Source organism: Pseudidiomarina tainanensis (assembly GCF_900115255.1).
Taxonomy (GTDB): Bacteria; Pseudomonadota; Gammaproteobacteria; order Enterobacterales; family Alteromonadaceae; genus Pseudidiomarina; species Pseudidiomarina tainanensis.
On record NZ_FOYU01000002.1, the window covers coordinates 343,470 to 357,801 of the forward strand.

At 49.4% G+C, this 14,332-nt stretch carries 15 protein-coding genes and 2 rRNA genes; 6 read left to right on the plus strand and 11 right to left on the minus strand.

Features of this window, described 5'->3' with window-relative positions; all coding sequences use genetic code 11:
- Positions 1-95 precede the first annotated feature (95 nt).
- A complete protein-coding gene (gene rarD / locus BM292_RS08455) occupies positions 96-995 on the plus strand; it encodes an EamA family transporter RarD (protein ID WP_092857608.1) in 900 nt (299 codons plus the stop codon).
- Here rarD and uvrD read toward each other — a convergent pair.
- From uvrD to lptM, 7 genes are read right to left on the minus strand one after another with little or no spacing between them, the layout of a single operon-like run.
- Complete coding sequence (gene uvrD, locus BM292_RS08460; RefSeq protein WP_092857545.1) at positions 971-3,166, minus strand: DNA helicase II; 2,196 nt, start codon at positions 3,164-3,166, stop codon at positions 971-973. The two genes, rarD and uvrD, sit on opposite strands and share 25 nt — an antisense overlap.
- 60 nt (positions 3,167-3,226) lie before the next feature.
- The gene (locus BM292_RS08465) at positions 3,227-3,952 is read right to left on the minus strand and encodes an HAD-IA family hydrolase (protein WP_092857547.1); all 726 of its coding nucleotides are present in this window, start codon (positions 3,950-3,952) and stop codon (positions 3,227-3,229) included.
- Positions 3,953-3,963: 11 nt separating this feature from the next.
- Complete coding sequence (locus BM292_RS08470; protein WP_092857549.1) at positions 3,964-4,866, minus strand: tyrosine recombinase XerC; 903 nt, start codon at positions 4,864-4,866, stop codon at positions 3,964-3,966.
- On the minus strand, positions 4,853-5,560 hold the full coding sequence (locus BM292_RS08475; RefSeq protein WP_092857551.1) for a DUF484 family protein: 708 nt from the start codon (positions 5,558-5,560) through the stop codon (positions 4,853-4,855). The genes BM292_RS08470 and BM292_RS08475 overlap by 14 nt, the downstream gene beginning before the upstream one ends.
- Complete coding sequence (gene dapF, locus BM292_RS08480) at positions 5,557-6,378, minus strand: diaminopimelate epimerase (protein ID WP_092857553.1); 822 nt, start codon at positions 6,376-6,378, stop codon at positions 5,557-5,559. Before dapF ends, BM292_RS08475 begins: the two co-directional genes overlap by 4 nt.
- Positions 6,375-7,625 carry a diaminopimelate decarboxylase gene (gene lysA, locus BM292_RS08485; protein WP_092857555.1) on the minus strand — a complete coding sequence of 417 codons (1,251 nt, stop codon included), beginning with the start codon at positions 7,623-7,625 and terminating at the stop codon, positions 6,375-6,377. Before lysA ends, dapF begins: the two co-directional genes overlap by 4 nt.
- 2 nt (positions 7,626-7,627) lie before the next feature.
- Positions 7,628-7,771 carry an LPS translocon maturation chaperone LptM gene (lptM, locus tag BM292_RS08490; protein ID WP_130203439.1) on the minus strand — a complete coding sequence of 48 codons (144 nt, stop codon included), beginning with the start codon at positions 7,769-7,771 and terminating at the stop codon, positions 7,628-7,630.
- Positions 7,772-7,860: 89 nt separating this feature from the next.
- On the opposite strand from lptM, the gene cyaY reads away from it, so the two are divergent.
- The 5 genes from cyaY to BM292_RS08515 are packed head-to-tail and all read left to right on the plus strand — an operon-like array spanning position 7,861 to position 12,260.
- Entirely contained in the window at positions 7,861-8,187 is a 327-nt protein-coding gene (gene cyaY, locus BM292_RS08495; RefSeq protein ID WP_092857559.1) for an iron donor protein CyaY, read from the plus strand.
- A 15-nt stretch (positions 8,188-8,202) separates the two neighbouring features.
- Entirely contained in the window at positions 8,203-9,144 is a 942-nt protein-coding gene (gene hemC / locus BM292_RS08500; protein ID WP_092857561.1) for a hydroxymethylbilane synthase, read from the plus strand.
- Entirely contained in the window at positions 9,141-9,914 is a 774-nt protein-coding gene (locus tag BM292_RS08505; RefSeq protein ID WP_092857563.1) for a uroporphyrinogen-III synthase, read from the plus strand. Before hemC ends, BM292_RS08505 begins: the two co-directional genes overlap by 4 nt.
- A 17-nt stretch (positions 9,915-9,931) precedes the next feature.
- Positions 9,932-11,101: a uroporphyrinogen-III C-methyltransferase gene (locus BM292_RS08510; RefSeq protein WP_165383923.1), complete on the plus strand. Its 1,170-nt coding sequence runs from the start codon at positions 9,932-9,934 to the stop codon at positions 11,099-11,101.
- Between the two features lie 4 nt (positions 11,102-11,105).
- Positions 11,106-12,260 (plus strand): heme biosynthesis HemY N-terminal domain-containing protein, encoded by a 1,155-nt coding sequence (locus BM292_RS08515; protein WP_092857567.1) that lies wholly within the window; start codon positions 11,106-11,108, stop codon positions 12,258-12,260.
- 40 nt (positions 12,261-12,300) lie between these two features.
- Here BM292_RS08515 and BM292_RS08520 read toward each other — a convergent pair whose 3' ends face one another.
- From BM292_RS08520 to BM292_RS08535, 4 genes are all read right to left on the minus strand, one after another.
- On the minus strand, positions 12,301-12,876 hold the full coding sequence (locus tag BM292_RS08520) for a YceI family protein (protein WP_092857569.1): 576 nt from the start codon (positions 12,874-12,876) through the stop codon (positions 12,301-12,303).
- A 37-nt stretch (positions 12,877-12,913) separates the two neighbouring features.
- The gene (locus BM292_RS08525) at positions 12,914-13,474 is read right to left on the minus strand and encodes a cytochrome b (protein ID WP_092857571.1); all 561 of its coding nucleotides are present in this window, start codon (positions 13,472-13,474) and stop codon (positions 12,914-12,916) included.
- Positions 13,475-13,766: 292 nt separating this feature from the next.
- A 5S ribosomal RNA gene (gene rrf, locus BM292_RS08530) occupies positions 13,767-13,881 on the minus strand.
- Positions 13,882-14,004: 123 nt separating this feature from the next.
- A 23S ribosomal RNA gene (locus BM292_RS08535) occupies positions 14,005-14,332 on the minus strand; the annotation flags it as partial.

Sequence of the window (14,332 nt, forward strand, 5' to 3'; positions counted from 1 at the left end):
TCCCGCTTGCGAAGCTCCACCAACGATCGCGTAAATCCGTGATATTCTGTCGGTGAGTGCTGATTTTTCGTACAATTCAATGTGAGATGCTCGACATGACTGATGATGCCGCCCGCAGCCGCCAAGGTGTGTTCTTTGCTATTGCCGCTTATACCATGTGGGGCGTTGCACCGATTTACTTTAAATGGCTGCAAGAAGTCCCGGCGCTTGAAATTTTAAGCCACCGAATCATCTGGTCATTTGTCTTGGTGTTCATCCTAATAATGGCGCTGCGCCGCGGTAATCGATTAAAGCCAGTGCTACAAAATAAACAACAAATGGCGCGGCTCACTCTTGCCACTTGCTTGCTCGGCGGTAACTGGTTTTTGTTTATTTGGGCAATTAATAACAACCATATTCTCGATGCCAGTCTCGGCTATTACATTAATCCGCTATTAAACGTCGCCATTGGCATGGCGTTCTTTGCTGAACGGATGCGCAAGATGCAGCTGGTTGCCATTGCGCTGGCGGTGGTCGGTGTTTTAATTCAGGTGATTTCATTTGGTTCGGTGCCGTGGGTGGCGCTGGCACTTGCTTGTAGCTTTGCCATTTATGGTGCGATTCGTAAACGGTTACCGATAGATTCAATTACCGGACTGTGGTTAGAAACTTTGATATTAACCCCAGCGGTACTGGTCTACCTGGTATTCTTCGCCAGCTCGAGCGCCGCGGATATGACTCAGAATACTTGGCAAATTAATACCTTGTTAATTGCAGCTGGCGTGGTCACGACCGCACCACTGCTATGTTTTACCGCGGCGGCGCAGCGTATTCGTTATTCAACGCTCGGATTCTTTCAGTATATTGGCCCAAGCCTCATGTTTATTTTGGCGGTTTGGGTGTATGGCGAACCTCTCGCCGCAGACAAGCTCGTGACGTTCGCCATTATTTGGGTGGCACTAGCGCTTTACAGCATTGATACTCTGGTGCATCAACAACGCTCTAAACGCGCATAACCGACGACCAACCATTTACTACCCACATCGTCAAAATTCACCTGAATACGACTTTGTGGGCCAGTACCTTCATAGTTCAATACCGTACCTTCACCGAACTTGGTGTGGCGAACGCGTTGTCCTAGGCTATAGCCCGTTTGTTCAAACGCTTCGTGGCTGGCACCGCTGTGGAAACGACCTAGCGCATGCGATTGATGAGTGGTGCGCGACTGCAGACGCACATGGTGGAGCATTTCCGGTGGCATTTCCCCAACAAAACGACTCACTGTGCTGTGCTTTTCTTGCCCATAAATGCGGCGCGATTCAGCATAGCTGATCACCAATTTTTGCATGGCTCGCGTCATGCCGACGTAACACAAGCGACGTTCCTCCTCGAGCCGGCCACTCTCACCGAGCGACTGTTGCGATGGGAATAGCCCTTCTTCGACACCACTCATAAATACCAGCGGAAACTCCAAACCTTTAGCGCTGTGCAACGTCATTAACTGCACGGCATCTTGATGCTCATCAGCTTGCTCCTCACCCGATTCAAGTGCGGCATGAGCCAAGAAGGCATTCAGTGGTGTCATCTCATCTTCAATCACGCTATCGAGCGTGTTGAAGTTATCACAGGCGTTCACCAGCTCTTTTAAGTTCTCAACGCGCGTTTCTGCTTTTTCACCCTTTTCGGCTTGAAACATCGCCATTAAACCACTTTTTTTGATCGCAGTATCAACTTGGCGACCCAATGGATAGTCACTGGTTTCATCTTCTAAGCCGTCAATTAAATCCAAAAAGGCTTGTACAGCATTACCAGCACGGCCACTGAGAACTTTTTCTCGCACTAACTGTTTAGCGGCTTCCCACAACGGCAAGCCGCGCTCACGGGAGCCTTCTCGAATAATCCCTAGCGTTCGATCACCAATACCGCGCGTTGGCGTATTAATCACGCGCTCAAACGCAGCGTCGTCGTTGCGACTTGCAACTAAGCGCATATACGCTAAGGCATCTTTAACTTCCATGCGATCGAAGAAGCGTAGACCGCCATAGATGCGATAAGGAATACGGGCATGCAGTAAGGCTTCTTCAAGCACGCGCGACTGCGCGTTACTGCGATATAAAATCGCGACATCTTGTAAGGCGTTACCTTGTTCGTGCCACTGCTCTATGCGCCCTGCAATGTAGCGCGCTTCGTCCATTTCATTGAATGCTGCATACAAATCAATCGGCTCGCCGGCACTGCCGTCCGTCCACAACTCTTTGCCCAAACGGCCTTGGTTATTGGCAATCACTTCGTTGGCAGCAGTGAGAATATTGTTGGTCGAACGATAGTTTTGCTCGAGCCGAATCGTCAATACATTGGGGAAATCGCGCAAGAACTGCTGAATGTTTTCAACCCGTGCGCCACGCCAACCATAAATCGATTGGTCATCGTCACCAACGATAGTCACATGATTGGTTTCATCGTGGCCTTGCCCGACGCCTGACAATAACTTGATCCAGCCATATTGAATGGCGTTGGTATCTTGAAACTCATCTACCAAAATATGCCGGAAGCGGCGCTGATAATGTTCACGCACATGCTTGTTATTGCGGATGAGTTCATAGGCACGTAACAACAACTCCGCAAAATCTACTAAGCCGGCGCGATCACAGGCTTCTTGGTATGCTTCATAAATTTCTTTAAAGGTGCGCTCATTGAAATCAAAGCCATCGAGATGATGCGGGCGTAATCCTTCATCTTTTTTTCCGTTGATAAACCACTGCGCTTGCTTCGGCGGCCAACGTTTTTCATCGAGGTTCAAACTGCGCATGATGCGTTTGATTAAACGTTGTTGGTCGTCACTATCTAGAATCTGAAAGTTTTGCGGTAACCCGACATCCATGTAATGGGCGCGTAGTAATCGATGCGCCAGCCCATGAAAGGTGCCAATCCACATGGCGCGTACCGAGCTGCCTAACAACTGTTCAATCCGCCCACGCATCTCCGCTGCGGCTTTGTTGGTAAAGGTCACCGCCATGATGCTGTGCGGCGAAATGCCTTTGGCTTGAATCAGCCAAGCAATGCGGTGCACCAACACCCGCGTTTTGCCACTGCCCGCGCCAGCGAGCACCAACATATGGCGTTCAGCCGCACCGACGGCTTCGCGTTGTTTGTCGTTCAATTGTGCGAGTAATGGATGATGCTGCATGAATAATTACCAACAAATAAAAAGGGCAGTGTAGTCACTGAATACTGTATATGCAACCAGTTACTTCGGTGCTCGCAGTAATTGGTCAGTGAGTTGTTGCAAATCGTTGTATGCCAACGTCGGCAATACTTGTAAGTGTTCGTACTTTCCTAAACCACCGGTAAACCATGCGCTTTGCCAACCCACACGATGCGCACCAAGCACGTCGGCACTCGGACTATCGCCAACATGCAGCCAGTGCCGCGGGGCAATTTCCGGTAATTGTTGTTGGGCCGCCAAAAACATATCAGCAAACGGCTTACCACGCAGTACATCAGATGGCTGATAGACACCCGTGAAATAGTCACTAAGACCAATTTCAGCTACGTTGACGTTGCCGTTACTCAGTGCAAATAACGGATAGTACTGCGCCAATTGCGCCAGCGCAGCATGTACCTCTGGACTAATTTCAACGGCGTTACGATGCGCCATAAAGTGCGCAAATGCGGCATCGACACCGGCGTTAATTTCATCTTCGGTAACGGCAAATTGGCGCAAGCCTTCCGCAAGAGCGACGCGCCGTAGTTGCGTCATATTGCTCGATAAATCCGGTTGTGCACGCATAATTTGCATGCGATGTTGCAGCCAATCTGACGCCTGCCATGGCGCCGTTTGTGGGAATTCATTCGCCAAGAAATCGCGCACCGCTTGTTCTGCGCGTTGCATCACGGGAACATTGTTGTACAAGGTATCGTCGAGATCGAAACTAATGGCTTTGACAGGATATAAACGGCGATAAAACTGCATGAATCAACCTATTACTTTTTCTTACGCGCTCGCGGGTGAGCGCCGTCATAAACTTTTGCTAAGTGCTGAAAATCAAGATGCGTATAAACTTGCGTTGTACTGAGGTTGGCATGCCCAAGGAGTTCCTGTACCGCGCGCAAATCACCGCTTGATTCTAACATATGTGACGCAAATGAGTGGCGGAGTTTATGCGGATGCAACTTGCCCTTCAGCCCCTGCTGTTGACCCCAATAGTTCAATCGTTGCTGCACCGTACGTGGGTTAATCCGTTGTTGCCGTTGCGAGATAAACAGCGCCAGTTCAGTGATATTGCCGCCCAGCCACTGGGCGCGTATCGGTAACCAACGTTCTAACGCTTCTGCGGCACAGCGACCATAAGGCACAATACGCGTTTTGTTGCCTTTACCGAGTACGCGAAGCTCGCGATGTCGCGATTGAATAGCATCCACATCGAGCGCCACGAGCTCAGCCAAGCGCAAGCCACTGCCATACAAGAGCTCCATCATGGCGGCATCACGAATGGCGAGAGGATCATCTTGAGGTAATTGTAATAACTGACTGATGCTGTCAACATCGAGATTCTTCGGGAGTCGTTTTGCTTTGCGCGGCGCTTTCAGTTGCGCCGCTGGATTATCGGTTAGCCAGCTTTCCCGAATAAGATACTGACAAAACGTACGCCAAGCAGCTAAGCGCAATGCCAGCGACGCATCGCCAAGACCGCGGCGGCGCCAACTCACAAATAAACGTTCAAATACCGGTAAATTAAATTGCTTTGGTGTGTCGACTCGCTGACTCGACAACTCGACAATATCATCAGCGAGAATGCGACCGTAACTCGTTAGCGTGTGTTCGGCGAGCCCGCGCTCGCCGGCAAGGTGGTCTAAAAATCGTTGCCGTAGCTCAGACAGTGTCATGATGGTTGGCTTGATGCTGCAGTAATGGCGGCAACAATTTACTGAGCAACGCTTGCAGTTGGCGTACGAGCAAGGTGTCCATAGCGGGCTCAAAATGCCCTGCATCATGATTACCGATGGCGAGCATACCTAATTCACCTTTATTGCCGAGCAATAATAATGCCACCGAGGCAATCGGTTCATCAGGGAATAATAGTTTCTTCTCGTCTGCCGTGAGTCTGCCTAAATACACATGGCTGTTTTGGAACCGTTTGCTCAGTAGCATTTTGTGCGTGTCTGCCGCAAACGTGAACTGCTCATCTAGCTCAATCGGGCTGTCGAAAAATTTCAGCCGTAACGCCGGCATATTCAGTCGTTCAGAGAACGTTTGTTGCAAGGCGTCCATAATTCCCGGTAAGTCTTCACACTCTAACAGGCTGACATAGAGTTCGCTGTAGGTTTGAAATAACTCTTCGTTACGACGCGCCGTCACCATTAAATCGGTTATCTCTTCTTCGAGTTGCATAATCCGTTGGCGTAGCACTTGCTGTTGCCGCTCCACTAAGGATACCGCACCACGCTCTTGATGACGCAGGCTTAGCTGCTGCAATAGCTGTGGATGACGCTCAAAAAAGTCCGTGTTTTCTTCTAAATATTGCGCAATGAGCGTGTCATCGACGACCGGCGTTTCAATTTTTTTCATTTCTGTTGTCATAATTTTATATATCCATCATAAACATGCTCCGCAGAACCGGTCATGCGCACTGGTTGTCCCGGCTGCCAGCGAATGGTTAGAAAGCCACCCGGTAACTCAACCACAACTTGATCATCAAGCTTATCTTGACGCATACCAATCACCGCCGCTGCACAAGCACCACTTCCACAAGCTTGGGTTTCGCCGACGCCACGTTCAAATACCCGCAATTTGATTCGATTCCGTTCAACCACTTGCATAAAGCCTACATTAACCCCCTCAGGGAAGCGCTCATGCGTCGCTAATGCTTGACCTAGCGACTCAACCGGAGCCGTATCAATGTTATCGACTTCAATCACGCAATGCGGATTCCCAATGCCCATCACACCTGCCAAGATGGTTTGATCTTGTTCGCGCAAAATGTAAGTTAACTCTTCTTTATTCGCTTTAAAGGGTACCTCTGCAGGCGAAAAGGTCGGGTACCCCATCTCTACCGTAATGCGCCCGTCGCGCTCATGATGCATGACCATTTTGCCGGCTTTTGTACTCACTCGCAGATGGTTTTTGTTGCTTAGGCCTTTTAGCTTCACAAACAATGCAAAGCAACGTGCTCCGTTACCACATTGCGCTACTTCAGAACCATCCGCATTGAAAATACGATAATGAAAATCTAAATCAGGATCGTACGGCGGTTCGACTAACAGCAACTGGTCAAAACCGACCCCACGATGGCGATCGGCCCAATGCCGAATTTGCTCTGGATTCACATAAATATTTTGGGTGACGCTATCAATCACCATGAAGTCGTTGCCGAGCCCATGCATTTTTGCAAAATTCATTCTGGCATCTCCATGATTTGCTCACCTTTCCATAACTCGCTGAGTGTTTCGCGCTGACGAACAACCTGTGCTGAAGCGCCGGCCACCATAACTTCAGCGGCACGCGGACGCGTATTGTAATTGGAGCTCATGGTAAAACCATAGGCGCCAGCATTCATCACCGCCAATAAATCACCTTCATTCGCCGTAATATGACGCGCATGACCCAGAAAGTCACCGGTTTCACACACTGGCCCAACAACATCAACAATGGATGTACCGGCTTCGCACTGCTGCACCGGAATAATGTCGTGGTAGGCTTGATAAAGCGCCGGGCGCATCAAATCATTCATGCCTGCATCGACCAATAAGAAATCTTTGTCGACACCAGGCTTATGATATTCCACGCGCGTTAATAAAACGCCAGCGTTGCCGACAATAGCGCGGCCTGGTTCGAGCATTAGGGTCAAGTTACCGACTCGGGCTGCGCGTTTTTGCAACTCAAGTAAGTAAGCACTCACATCCAGCTCGCTTTCATGTTGGTATGGAATTCCCATACCACCACCCATATCTAAATGGGAAATCGCAACGCCATCACCACGTAACTGCTCAATCAGCTGTAGCATTAAGTCTGCAGCATCTAAAAATGGTGCGGGCGACAAAATTTGCGAGCCGATATGGCAATCTAAACCCTGCATTTTAATATGCGATAGGCTCTGTGCTCGCAGCGCAACCTCGCGCGCTTGCGCCATTGCTATCCCAAATTTATTACTCTTTAAGCCGGTCGAAATATAAGGGTGCGTCTGTGCATCAACATCTGGATTAACCCGCAACGAAACTGGCGCTGCGGCACCATGGGCCTTGGCAACCTCATTCAAACGCTCCAGCTCGGCTGCTGATTCGACGTTAAAGCAGTAAATGCCTTGCTCTAAGGCATAGGCCATTTCCGCGCGGCTTTTGGCTACCCCTGAAAAGACCACGTCTTGCGCCTTACCGCCGGCTGCTAAAACTCGCGCTAACTCGCCGCCGGAGACAATATCAAAGCCCGCACCTAGTTGTGCCAACACGTTCAGCACCGCTAAGTTACTATTCGCTTTTACGGCGTAACACAGCTTATGTGGAGCTGGCCAATGGGCGGCAAACTGTCGCCAGTTTTCTAAGATGCGTTGGTGCGAATACACATACAACGGCGTGCCGTACTGTGAAGCCAGTTCACTCAAGCTACACTGCTCGGCATACAGAGCGCCATCACGATAATCAAAACTCATGCTTACTCACCATTTTCTGCAGGATTCGTCGGTTGATTTTGCTCAGCCGGCGGTGGCAATTCTAACGGCCCTTTTTGCCCACAAGCGGCGATAAAACCGAGTGTTCCTGCTACAATGATCAGACGCATTACTTTCAAGTTAAACATCGGTAAACTGTACCTAATAATTACGGTTAATTTTGTTGATGCGTCTATCATCGCATTGAGACGCACAAATGTCATTATCAGGAGTTGACATGCAAGAGCACGAGTACCACGAATTAGCGGAAGCAACGATTTTAGCGATTGAAGAAGCCATTGAAGCTTGCGGTGTTGATATTGATTGTGAATCCGGCGGCGACATCCTTGAGTTGACCTTCCCGAACGGCACCAAAATGGTCATTAATAAACAGCCGCCACTACACCAACTGTGGGTGGCGACCAAGTTCAATGGTCATCACTTTGAGTTTCGTGACGGAAAGTGGATCGATAATCGCACCGGTAGCGAACTTTGGGAGTTACTCAGCGAGGCTGCCAGCCGCCAAGCGGATAAAACCTTGTTATTAACCCCTCCTTCAAACTGAGTTTAGAGCAGAATGATGAGTCAAACTTTACGCATTGCCACACGCAAGAGTCTGCTCGCCATGTGGCAAGCCGAACACATTAAAGCGCGCCTTGAGCAACTGCATAGCGACCTGACGGTTGAGTTGCTACCCATGAGTACGCGCGGCGACGTAATTCTCGATACGCCATTAGCAAAGATTGGCGGTAAAGGTCTATTCGTCAAAGAGCTTGAAGTTGCTATGTTAGAAGGCCAGGCGGACTTAGCCGTGCACTCGATGAAAGATTTGCCAGTCGAGTTTCCAGAAGGCCTAGAGCTGTTTGGTATTTGTGAGCGCGAAGATCCGCGTGATGCGTTTGTTTCAAACAACTACGCCCAGCTCGATGACTTACCTGAAGGCGCCATTGTGGGTACCTGTAGCCTGCGTCGTAAATGCCAAATTTTGGCCAACTTCCCGCATTTGGTGGTGCATGATTTGCGTGGCAACGTGCAAACGCGCTTACGCAAGCTCGACGAAGGTCAGTTTGATGCGATTATTTTGGCAGCATCGGGGTTGATTCGCCTCGAGCTTACCGACCGTATCAAACAACGTATTCCGGCTGAACTCTGTTTACCTGCGAACGGTCAAGGCGTATTGGGTATTGAATGCCGTAGCGACGATGAAGCAACAAAAGCATTACTGGCACCGTTGACTTGCGCTGATACACGTAGCTGCGTACTGGCTGAGCGCGCCATGAATCGTCGCCTCCAAGGCGGCTGTCAGGTTCCAATTGGTGCATATGCAGAGTTACACGGTGATCAGCTGCATTTGCGTGGCTTAGTCGGCCGCCCAGACGGTAGTGAGATTATTGAGGGCGAAATTAAAGGGCATCGCGATCACGCCGAAGCGCTGGGTACCGAACTCGCCGAATATTTGTTGGCGCGCGGTGCCGGCAAAATTTTACAAGACGTGTACGCGGAGAACGAACTGCAATCATGAACCATCATTTGCTGCTATTACGTCCAGATGATCAAGCACACGAACTTGCTCAGCTACTGCAACAGCGGGCTCGTGCGGCTGACATGGGGCTATCTTGCAGTAGCAAAAGCATGGTGAAGATTAGTGGTTTCGATGATCCAAACCACAGTTTGCGTGGCATTTTGCAGCAACCGTGGGATGCCGGCATGATGGTCAGTGTGAATGCGGCGCGGCACTTTGCCAAACAAGCGGCGGCGTGGGCACCTGAGCAGCCAATGCCTTCCGCCCGTTGGTATGCCGTGGGGCCGACAAGTGCCGCGGCAATCGCACAAGTCGTTGGGCGTCCAGTCAACTGCCCGTGGCGACAACACAATAGCGATGCGCTACTTAGATTGCCGGAGTTACAACAAGTCAAAGGGCAACGTTGGCTACTTATTCGTGGTCACGGTGGCCGTGAATTGGTTGCAGACACACTTCGTGCGCGCGGTGCCGATGTGACGTATTTGGAAGTTTATCAGCGCACGCCGGTTAGCTTGGCGCCGAATGAGTTTGAGCAGTGGCAACAGCAAGTTAATGGCATTGTGGTAACGAGCGCTGAACAGTTAAGTTATTTTCTTGCGGCGGTACCAAGGCAAGCGCTAAGCTGGTTAGCGAACTGTTATTGGATTGTCGCCAGCGACCGCTTAAAGCAACTTTTACCAGTGGCCCTACAAGGCAACGTTGCGGTGGCTCATAGCGCTACGCCATTCGCCTTAGTCGATGCCTGGCAACAATTATTGGAACAGCAGTAAGCATATAAGGAATGTCCATGAGTGAGTCGAACAAGCAAAAGCCAGCAACCGAGAGTGCGCCAACGAAGTCCGAAGCGCCAAAGGTAGAAACAACGCAGGCGGCCAACGAAACTACGACTAAGAAAGAGCCGAGCAAGAAACCGAAGCGCAACTCAGGGCTCATCGCTTGGATCATTGTGGTTATTCTTGCTGCAGCGATAATTGTGGCCATGTGGTTCGGTTATACTCGGGTATGGCCAATGCATCAGCAACAGATTGCATCCATGGCGGCGCAACAAGACGCTGCTGCAACGACCATCTCGCAGTTACAGGGGCGTTTAGATGAGATGGAGCAGGCCGTCAGTACGACGGTTCGTTCGTCAGTTGAGCGTTTGGAGCAACGTGTTGAGTCTCAGTTAGGTCGTCAACAACAACGTCTTGATGACTATCAATTAGCGGTTCAGTCGGTACAGGCGGAGCTGGCCAATCTGGATATTTCACAAGAATCCAATTGGCGTATATTTGAAGCGCGAAATCTCACCGAGCGGGCCTCGACGAAACTCTGGATTGAAAATGACGCTGATGCAGCACGAGCATTTTTAGAGTTGGCTGAGTCGCACATTATTGCACTTGACAACCCAGCGCATATGCCCGTACGCCAAGCTTTGGCCAATGATATTGCCATGCTAAAACAATTACCTGATAGCCAAATTGAGGCGGTCAGTTTGCAGTTAGGTACCTTGCGCGATCAGGTTTCACGAAGTCAATGGTATCAACAGCTCGCAATGTCGAGCGCTGAGGCGAGTAACAGCACTGAAGATAACTGGTTGAGTCACCTGAAACGTAGTTTAAATACCTTGATGCAACAGTTTATACGTGTACAGCGACGCGATACTCCGGTCGAGCCGATGATTGCCGATGCTTATTTCGACGTTCTACAACAACGTGTGTTGCTACAACTTCAACTGGCTCAGCAAGCGGCTGTGACTGGTTCACAATTAGTTTATGAAGCGAATATTAATGAGGCTATAGAGCTACTGACGAGCCTGCAAGGACAAGTCAACGACGCTGATTTAAACCGTTTTGTTGATGAACTACAAGCGCTGAAAGCAACGCAACTGCGACCTGACTATCCGTCTGAGTTAACGGCAACGGCTCAACTTGAGCGTCTTGCCAAACAAGTTGCGCAAACTAACCAAGGGGGCTAAGCCGATGAAAACTGCCTTGGTTGTAATTGTTCTATTTATTGCCGGACTACTACTTGGCCCGCTGTGGTCAGGAAACACCGGCTATGTTCTGGTTTCTGTTGGCTCATACACCGTTGAGACAAGCGTCGTTGCGGCGCTTATCTTATTGGTCATTGCTATTATTATTTTACGTGCTGTATTCGCATTCATCGCCCGACTTATTCGCGGTACCAAATGGGGCGTTCGTTGGTTTGGAAACCGTCGTCAGCAAAAGGCCGAAGCCGCATTCCATGATGCCTTGGTTGGGCTTAATCATGGTGACTATGCAGGTAGCTCAAAAGCCGCCAACCGTGCTTGGCAGCTGCGTAAGCAGCCGAATGATGCGTTATTAGCAGCCTATGCAGCCCAACAAGCAGGCGATGTGAAGCAAGCGCGTGAATGGCTAACGCATACCGATCAGAACGCCGAACTAGCCGTTGCAGAAATGATTATGGCACTGCGCGAAAATCCAGACAGTATTGATAGCCGTTTGACCCAATTACGCGCTCTACTTAAAGATTATCCACGTCATCCTGAACTGATCCGCCAAGCGATTATTGGCCTTCGCTATCACCATCGTTATCGTGATATTGCCGGTTTGCTCAATGCAGCGGAGCAGCAACAGCTCTTTAGCGATACCGAGTTTGAGACGTTGGTTGAGGAAACTTATTTTAATTTAATGCTAGAAGCAGGGCGTAGCAGTGCGAGTGCGCTTCAGGATTATTGGCAGGCGTTAACGCGTGATCAACGGCGTAACAAAGCGATTCGCCGGGCGTACCTACGCGCATTGAAAACTTTTGATGCGACCGCAGCAGCAGATAAAGTCGCAGCGCGGGCATTAAAACGCGGTGAGCTTGATATTGCTTATTTACTCGATAAACAGCTTTTAGTCGCCGGCCCTGAGCTTCGCGATATTGTACAAGATGGATTAAAGAAAAAGCCGGATGACCCATTCTTGCTACAAGCTATTGGTCAAATGGCACTACAAACGAAAGATTATGCATTGGCACAACGAGCGCTACGTCGTGCGGCGGATTTGGCGCCATCGCAGCGAGTCTTATTCGATCTCGCTCAAACCTATGATGCGCTTGGCGATACCGCGAATGCGTTGAAGTGTTATCGAGAAGGCTTGCGGGTTTAACCGCAAGCCTTTTAAGTTACTCGAGTTAGTCGGTTTCGAATTACTGACGAATACCTTCAATCGATAAGAAGATTTCGACTGTTTCAGAAGCTGGACCTAAATCGTAATCCATACCGAACTCAGCTGGCGTTAATGTAACTGAGCCTTCAAAGCCGCGACGGAAACCACCCCATGGGTCTTGGCCAGCACCGATTTCTTTCACATCAATCGCAATTTCTTTGGTGGTGCCGTGTAAGGTAAAGTTACCTTTCATCACGCCAGTACCATCGCCATTTGGTGTGTAGCTCGTCGAAACAAACTTCGCTTGCGGATATTTACTCACATCAAAGAAGTCGGCACTACGTAAGTGCTTGTCACGCTCAGCATGGTTACTGTCTAGGCTTGCAACATCAATGGTCACATCAACTTTGGCAGCGCTTGGATTCGCTTCGTCATAGCTAAATGTGCCTTCGAAATCGTTGAAGCGGCCAAGTAACCAGCTATAACCTAAGTGGCTGATTTTGAATTGAACGAATGCATGAGCACCGTCAGTATCAATCACATAATCAGCTGCATTAGCTTGGGTTGCACCAAATAATGATGCTGAAATAACTGCGGCAAGTGCTAATTTTTTCATAATTAAACTCCTCAAATGAAACATTATTCGTGATGCGTTAGTCGTTGTTCGATTGACTACGTTTGGCGACTAACATACGGGTCAAAGTTGAATCTTTATTTACAAAGTGATGCTTTAGGGCTGCCAGCGCATGTCCTGCAGCGATAATTACCAATGCTAAAGCGGTATACCAGTGCACGGCTCCCGCGATATCTTCTTGCTGCGGGATACTCGTAATCAAAGCTGGAATTTCGAACCAGTCAAATACAGAGATCCCACGTCCGTCAGCCGTCGAAATCAAATAGCCGCTAATCATCGTTACTAGGAGCAAGGCATAAATTAAGCTATGCCCTATACGCGCACCGGTTTGCTCTAGTCGTGTACCGAGTGGTTTTGGCGTGGCATTCGCAAGCTTCCAAACCAACCGTACAATCGTTAGCAACAACAACGTGATACCAAATGATTTATGCCACCACGGCCCTAAGCGATACCAACTATCGTAGTAGCCAAGCGTTAACATCCAATAGCCTAAGGCAAAGAGTCCGATAACCATTAAAGCACTCAGCCAATGGATTAAGATGGCTACCCAGCCGTAGGAATTTGAATTGTTCTTGAGCATAAAAAGCACCTTGTGGTTGTTCACATGAGCAGTTTAGCTTAGTTTAAGAATTAAGATATGGGATAAATTAGAGGGATATATTCTAATTCTTCGAATAAAAGCTAGAGCGATATTAGCTATTGGATATTAGATATTAGACGAAAGGCGTTGTTCGTGCGCTGCGCTGTTCGTAACCGAACAGAGAGGCGAAGCCGAACGGACGAACAGCGTAGCGGACGAATAACGAATCACGCTGTTGGGTCCGTAAACGAAAAAACCCCGAGCGTTAGCTCGGGGTCTCGTCGTATTTGAAGCCTGGCGGTGTCCTACTCTCACATGGGGAAGCCCCACACTACCATCGGCGCTGAAGCGTTTCACTACTGAGTTCGGAATGGATCAGGTGGTTCCACTTCGCTATGGCCGCCAGGCAAAAACTGTTAAACAATATAAACCCGCTGATTGTGCGTAATGAACCACTCTACATGAGCCATTCAATGGTAAAAGCTCGAACTTGTGCCTTGGCACAAAGCCATAAACACCTTCGGTGTTGTATGGTTAAGCCTCACGGGCAATTAGTACGGGTTAGCTCAACGCATTACTACGCTTCCACACCCCGCCTATCAACGTTGTAGTCTCCAACAACCCTTCAGGACAATTACATGTCAGTGAGAGCTTATCTTGAGGCTCGCTTCCCGCTTAGATGCTTTCAGCGGTTATCGATTCCGAACATAGCTACCGGGCAGTGCCATTGGCATGACAACCCGAACACCAGAGGTTCGTTCACTCCGGTCCTCTCGTACTAGGAGCAACCCCTCTCAACTCTCAAACGCCCACGGCAGATAGGGACCGAACTGTCTCACGACGTTCTAAACCCAGCTC

Bases quoted from the DNA above. Each gene is read 5' to 3' on its own strand.
- rarD (WP_092857608.1), top strand. From the start codon at position 96: ATGACTGATGATGCCGCCCGCAGCCGCCAAGGTGTGTTCTTTGCTATT.
- uvrD (WP_092857545.1), bottom strand. From the start codon at position 3,166: ATGCAGCATCATCCATTACTCGCACAATTGAACGACAAACAACGCGAA.
- BM292_RS08465 (WP_092857547.1), bottom strand. From the start codon at position 3,952: ATGCAGTTTTATCGCCGTTTATATCCTGTCAAAGCCATTAGTTTCGAT.
- BM292_RS08470 (WP_092857549.1), bottom strand. From the start codon at position 4,866: ATGACACTGTCTGAGCTACGGCAACGATTTTTAGACCACCTTGCCGGC.
- BM292_RS08475 (WP_092857551.1), bottom strand. From the start codon at position 5,560: ATGACAACAGAAATGAAAAAAATTGAAACGCCGGTCGTCGATGACACG.
- dapF (WP_092857553.1), bottom strand. From the start codon at position 6,378: ATGAATTTTGCAAAAATGCATGGGCTCGGCAACGACTTCATGGTGATT.
- lysA (WP_092857555.1), bottom strand. From the start codon at position 7,625: ATGAGTTTTGATTATCGTGATGGCGCTCTGTATGCCGAGCAGTGTAGC.
- lptM (WP_130203439.1), bottom strand. From the start codon at position 7,771: ATGTTTAACTTGAAAGTAATGCGTCTGATCATTGTAGCAGGAACACTC.
- cyaY (WP_092857559.1), top strand. From the start codon at position 7,861: ATGCAAGAGCACGAGTACCACGAATTAGCGGAAGCAACGATTTTAGCG.
- hemC (WP_092857561.1), top strand. From the start codon at position 8,203: ATGAGTCAAACTTTACGCATTGCCACACGCAAGAGTCTGCTCGCCATG.
- BM292_RS08505 (WP_092857563.1), top strand. From the start codon at position 9,141: ATGAACCATCATTTGCTGCTATTACGTCCAGATGATCAAGCACACGAA.
- BM292_RS08510 (WP_165383923.1), top strand. From the start codon at position 9,932: ATGAGTGAGTCGAACAAGCAAAAGCCAGCAACCGAGAGTGCGCCAACG.
- BM292_RS08515 (WP_092857567.1), top strand. From the start codon at position 11,106: ATGAAAACTGCCTTGGTTGTAATTGTTCTATTTATTGCCGGACTACTA.
- BM292_RS08520 (WP_092857569.1), bottom strand. From the start codon at position 12,876: ATGAAAAAATTAGCACTTGCCGCAGTTATTTCAGCATCATTATTTGGT.
- BM292_RS08525 (WP_092857571.1), bottom strand. From the start codon at position 13,474: ATGCTCAAGAACAATTCAAATTCCTACGGCTGGGTAGCCATCTTAATC.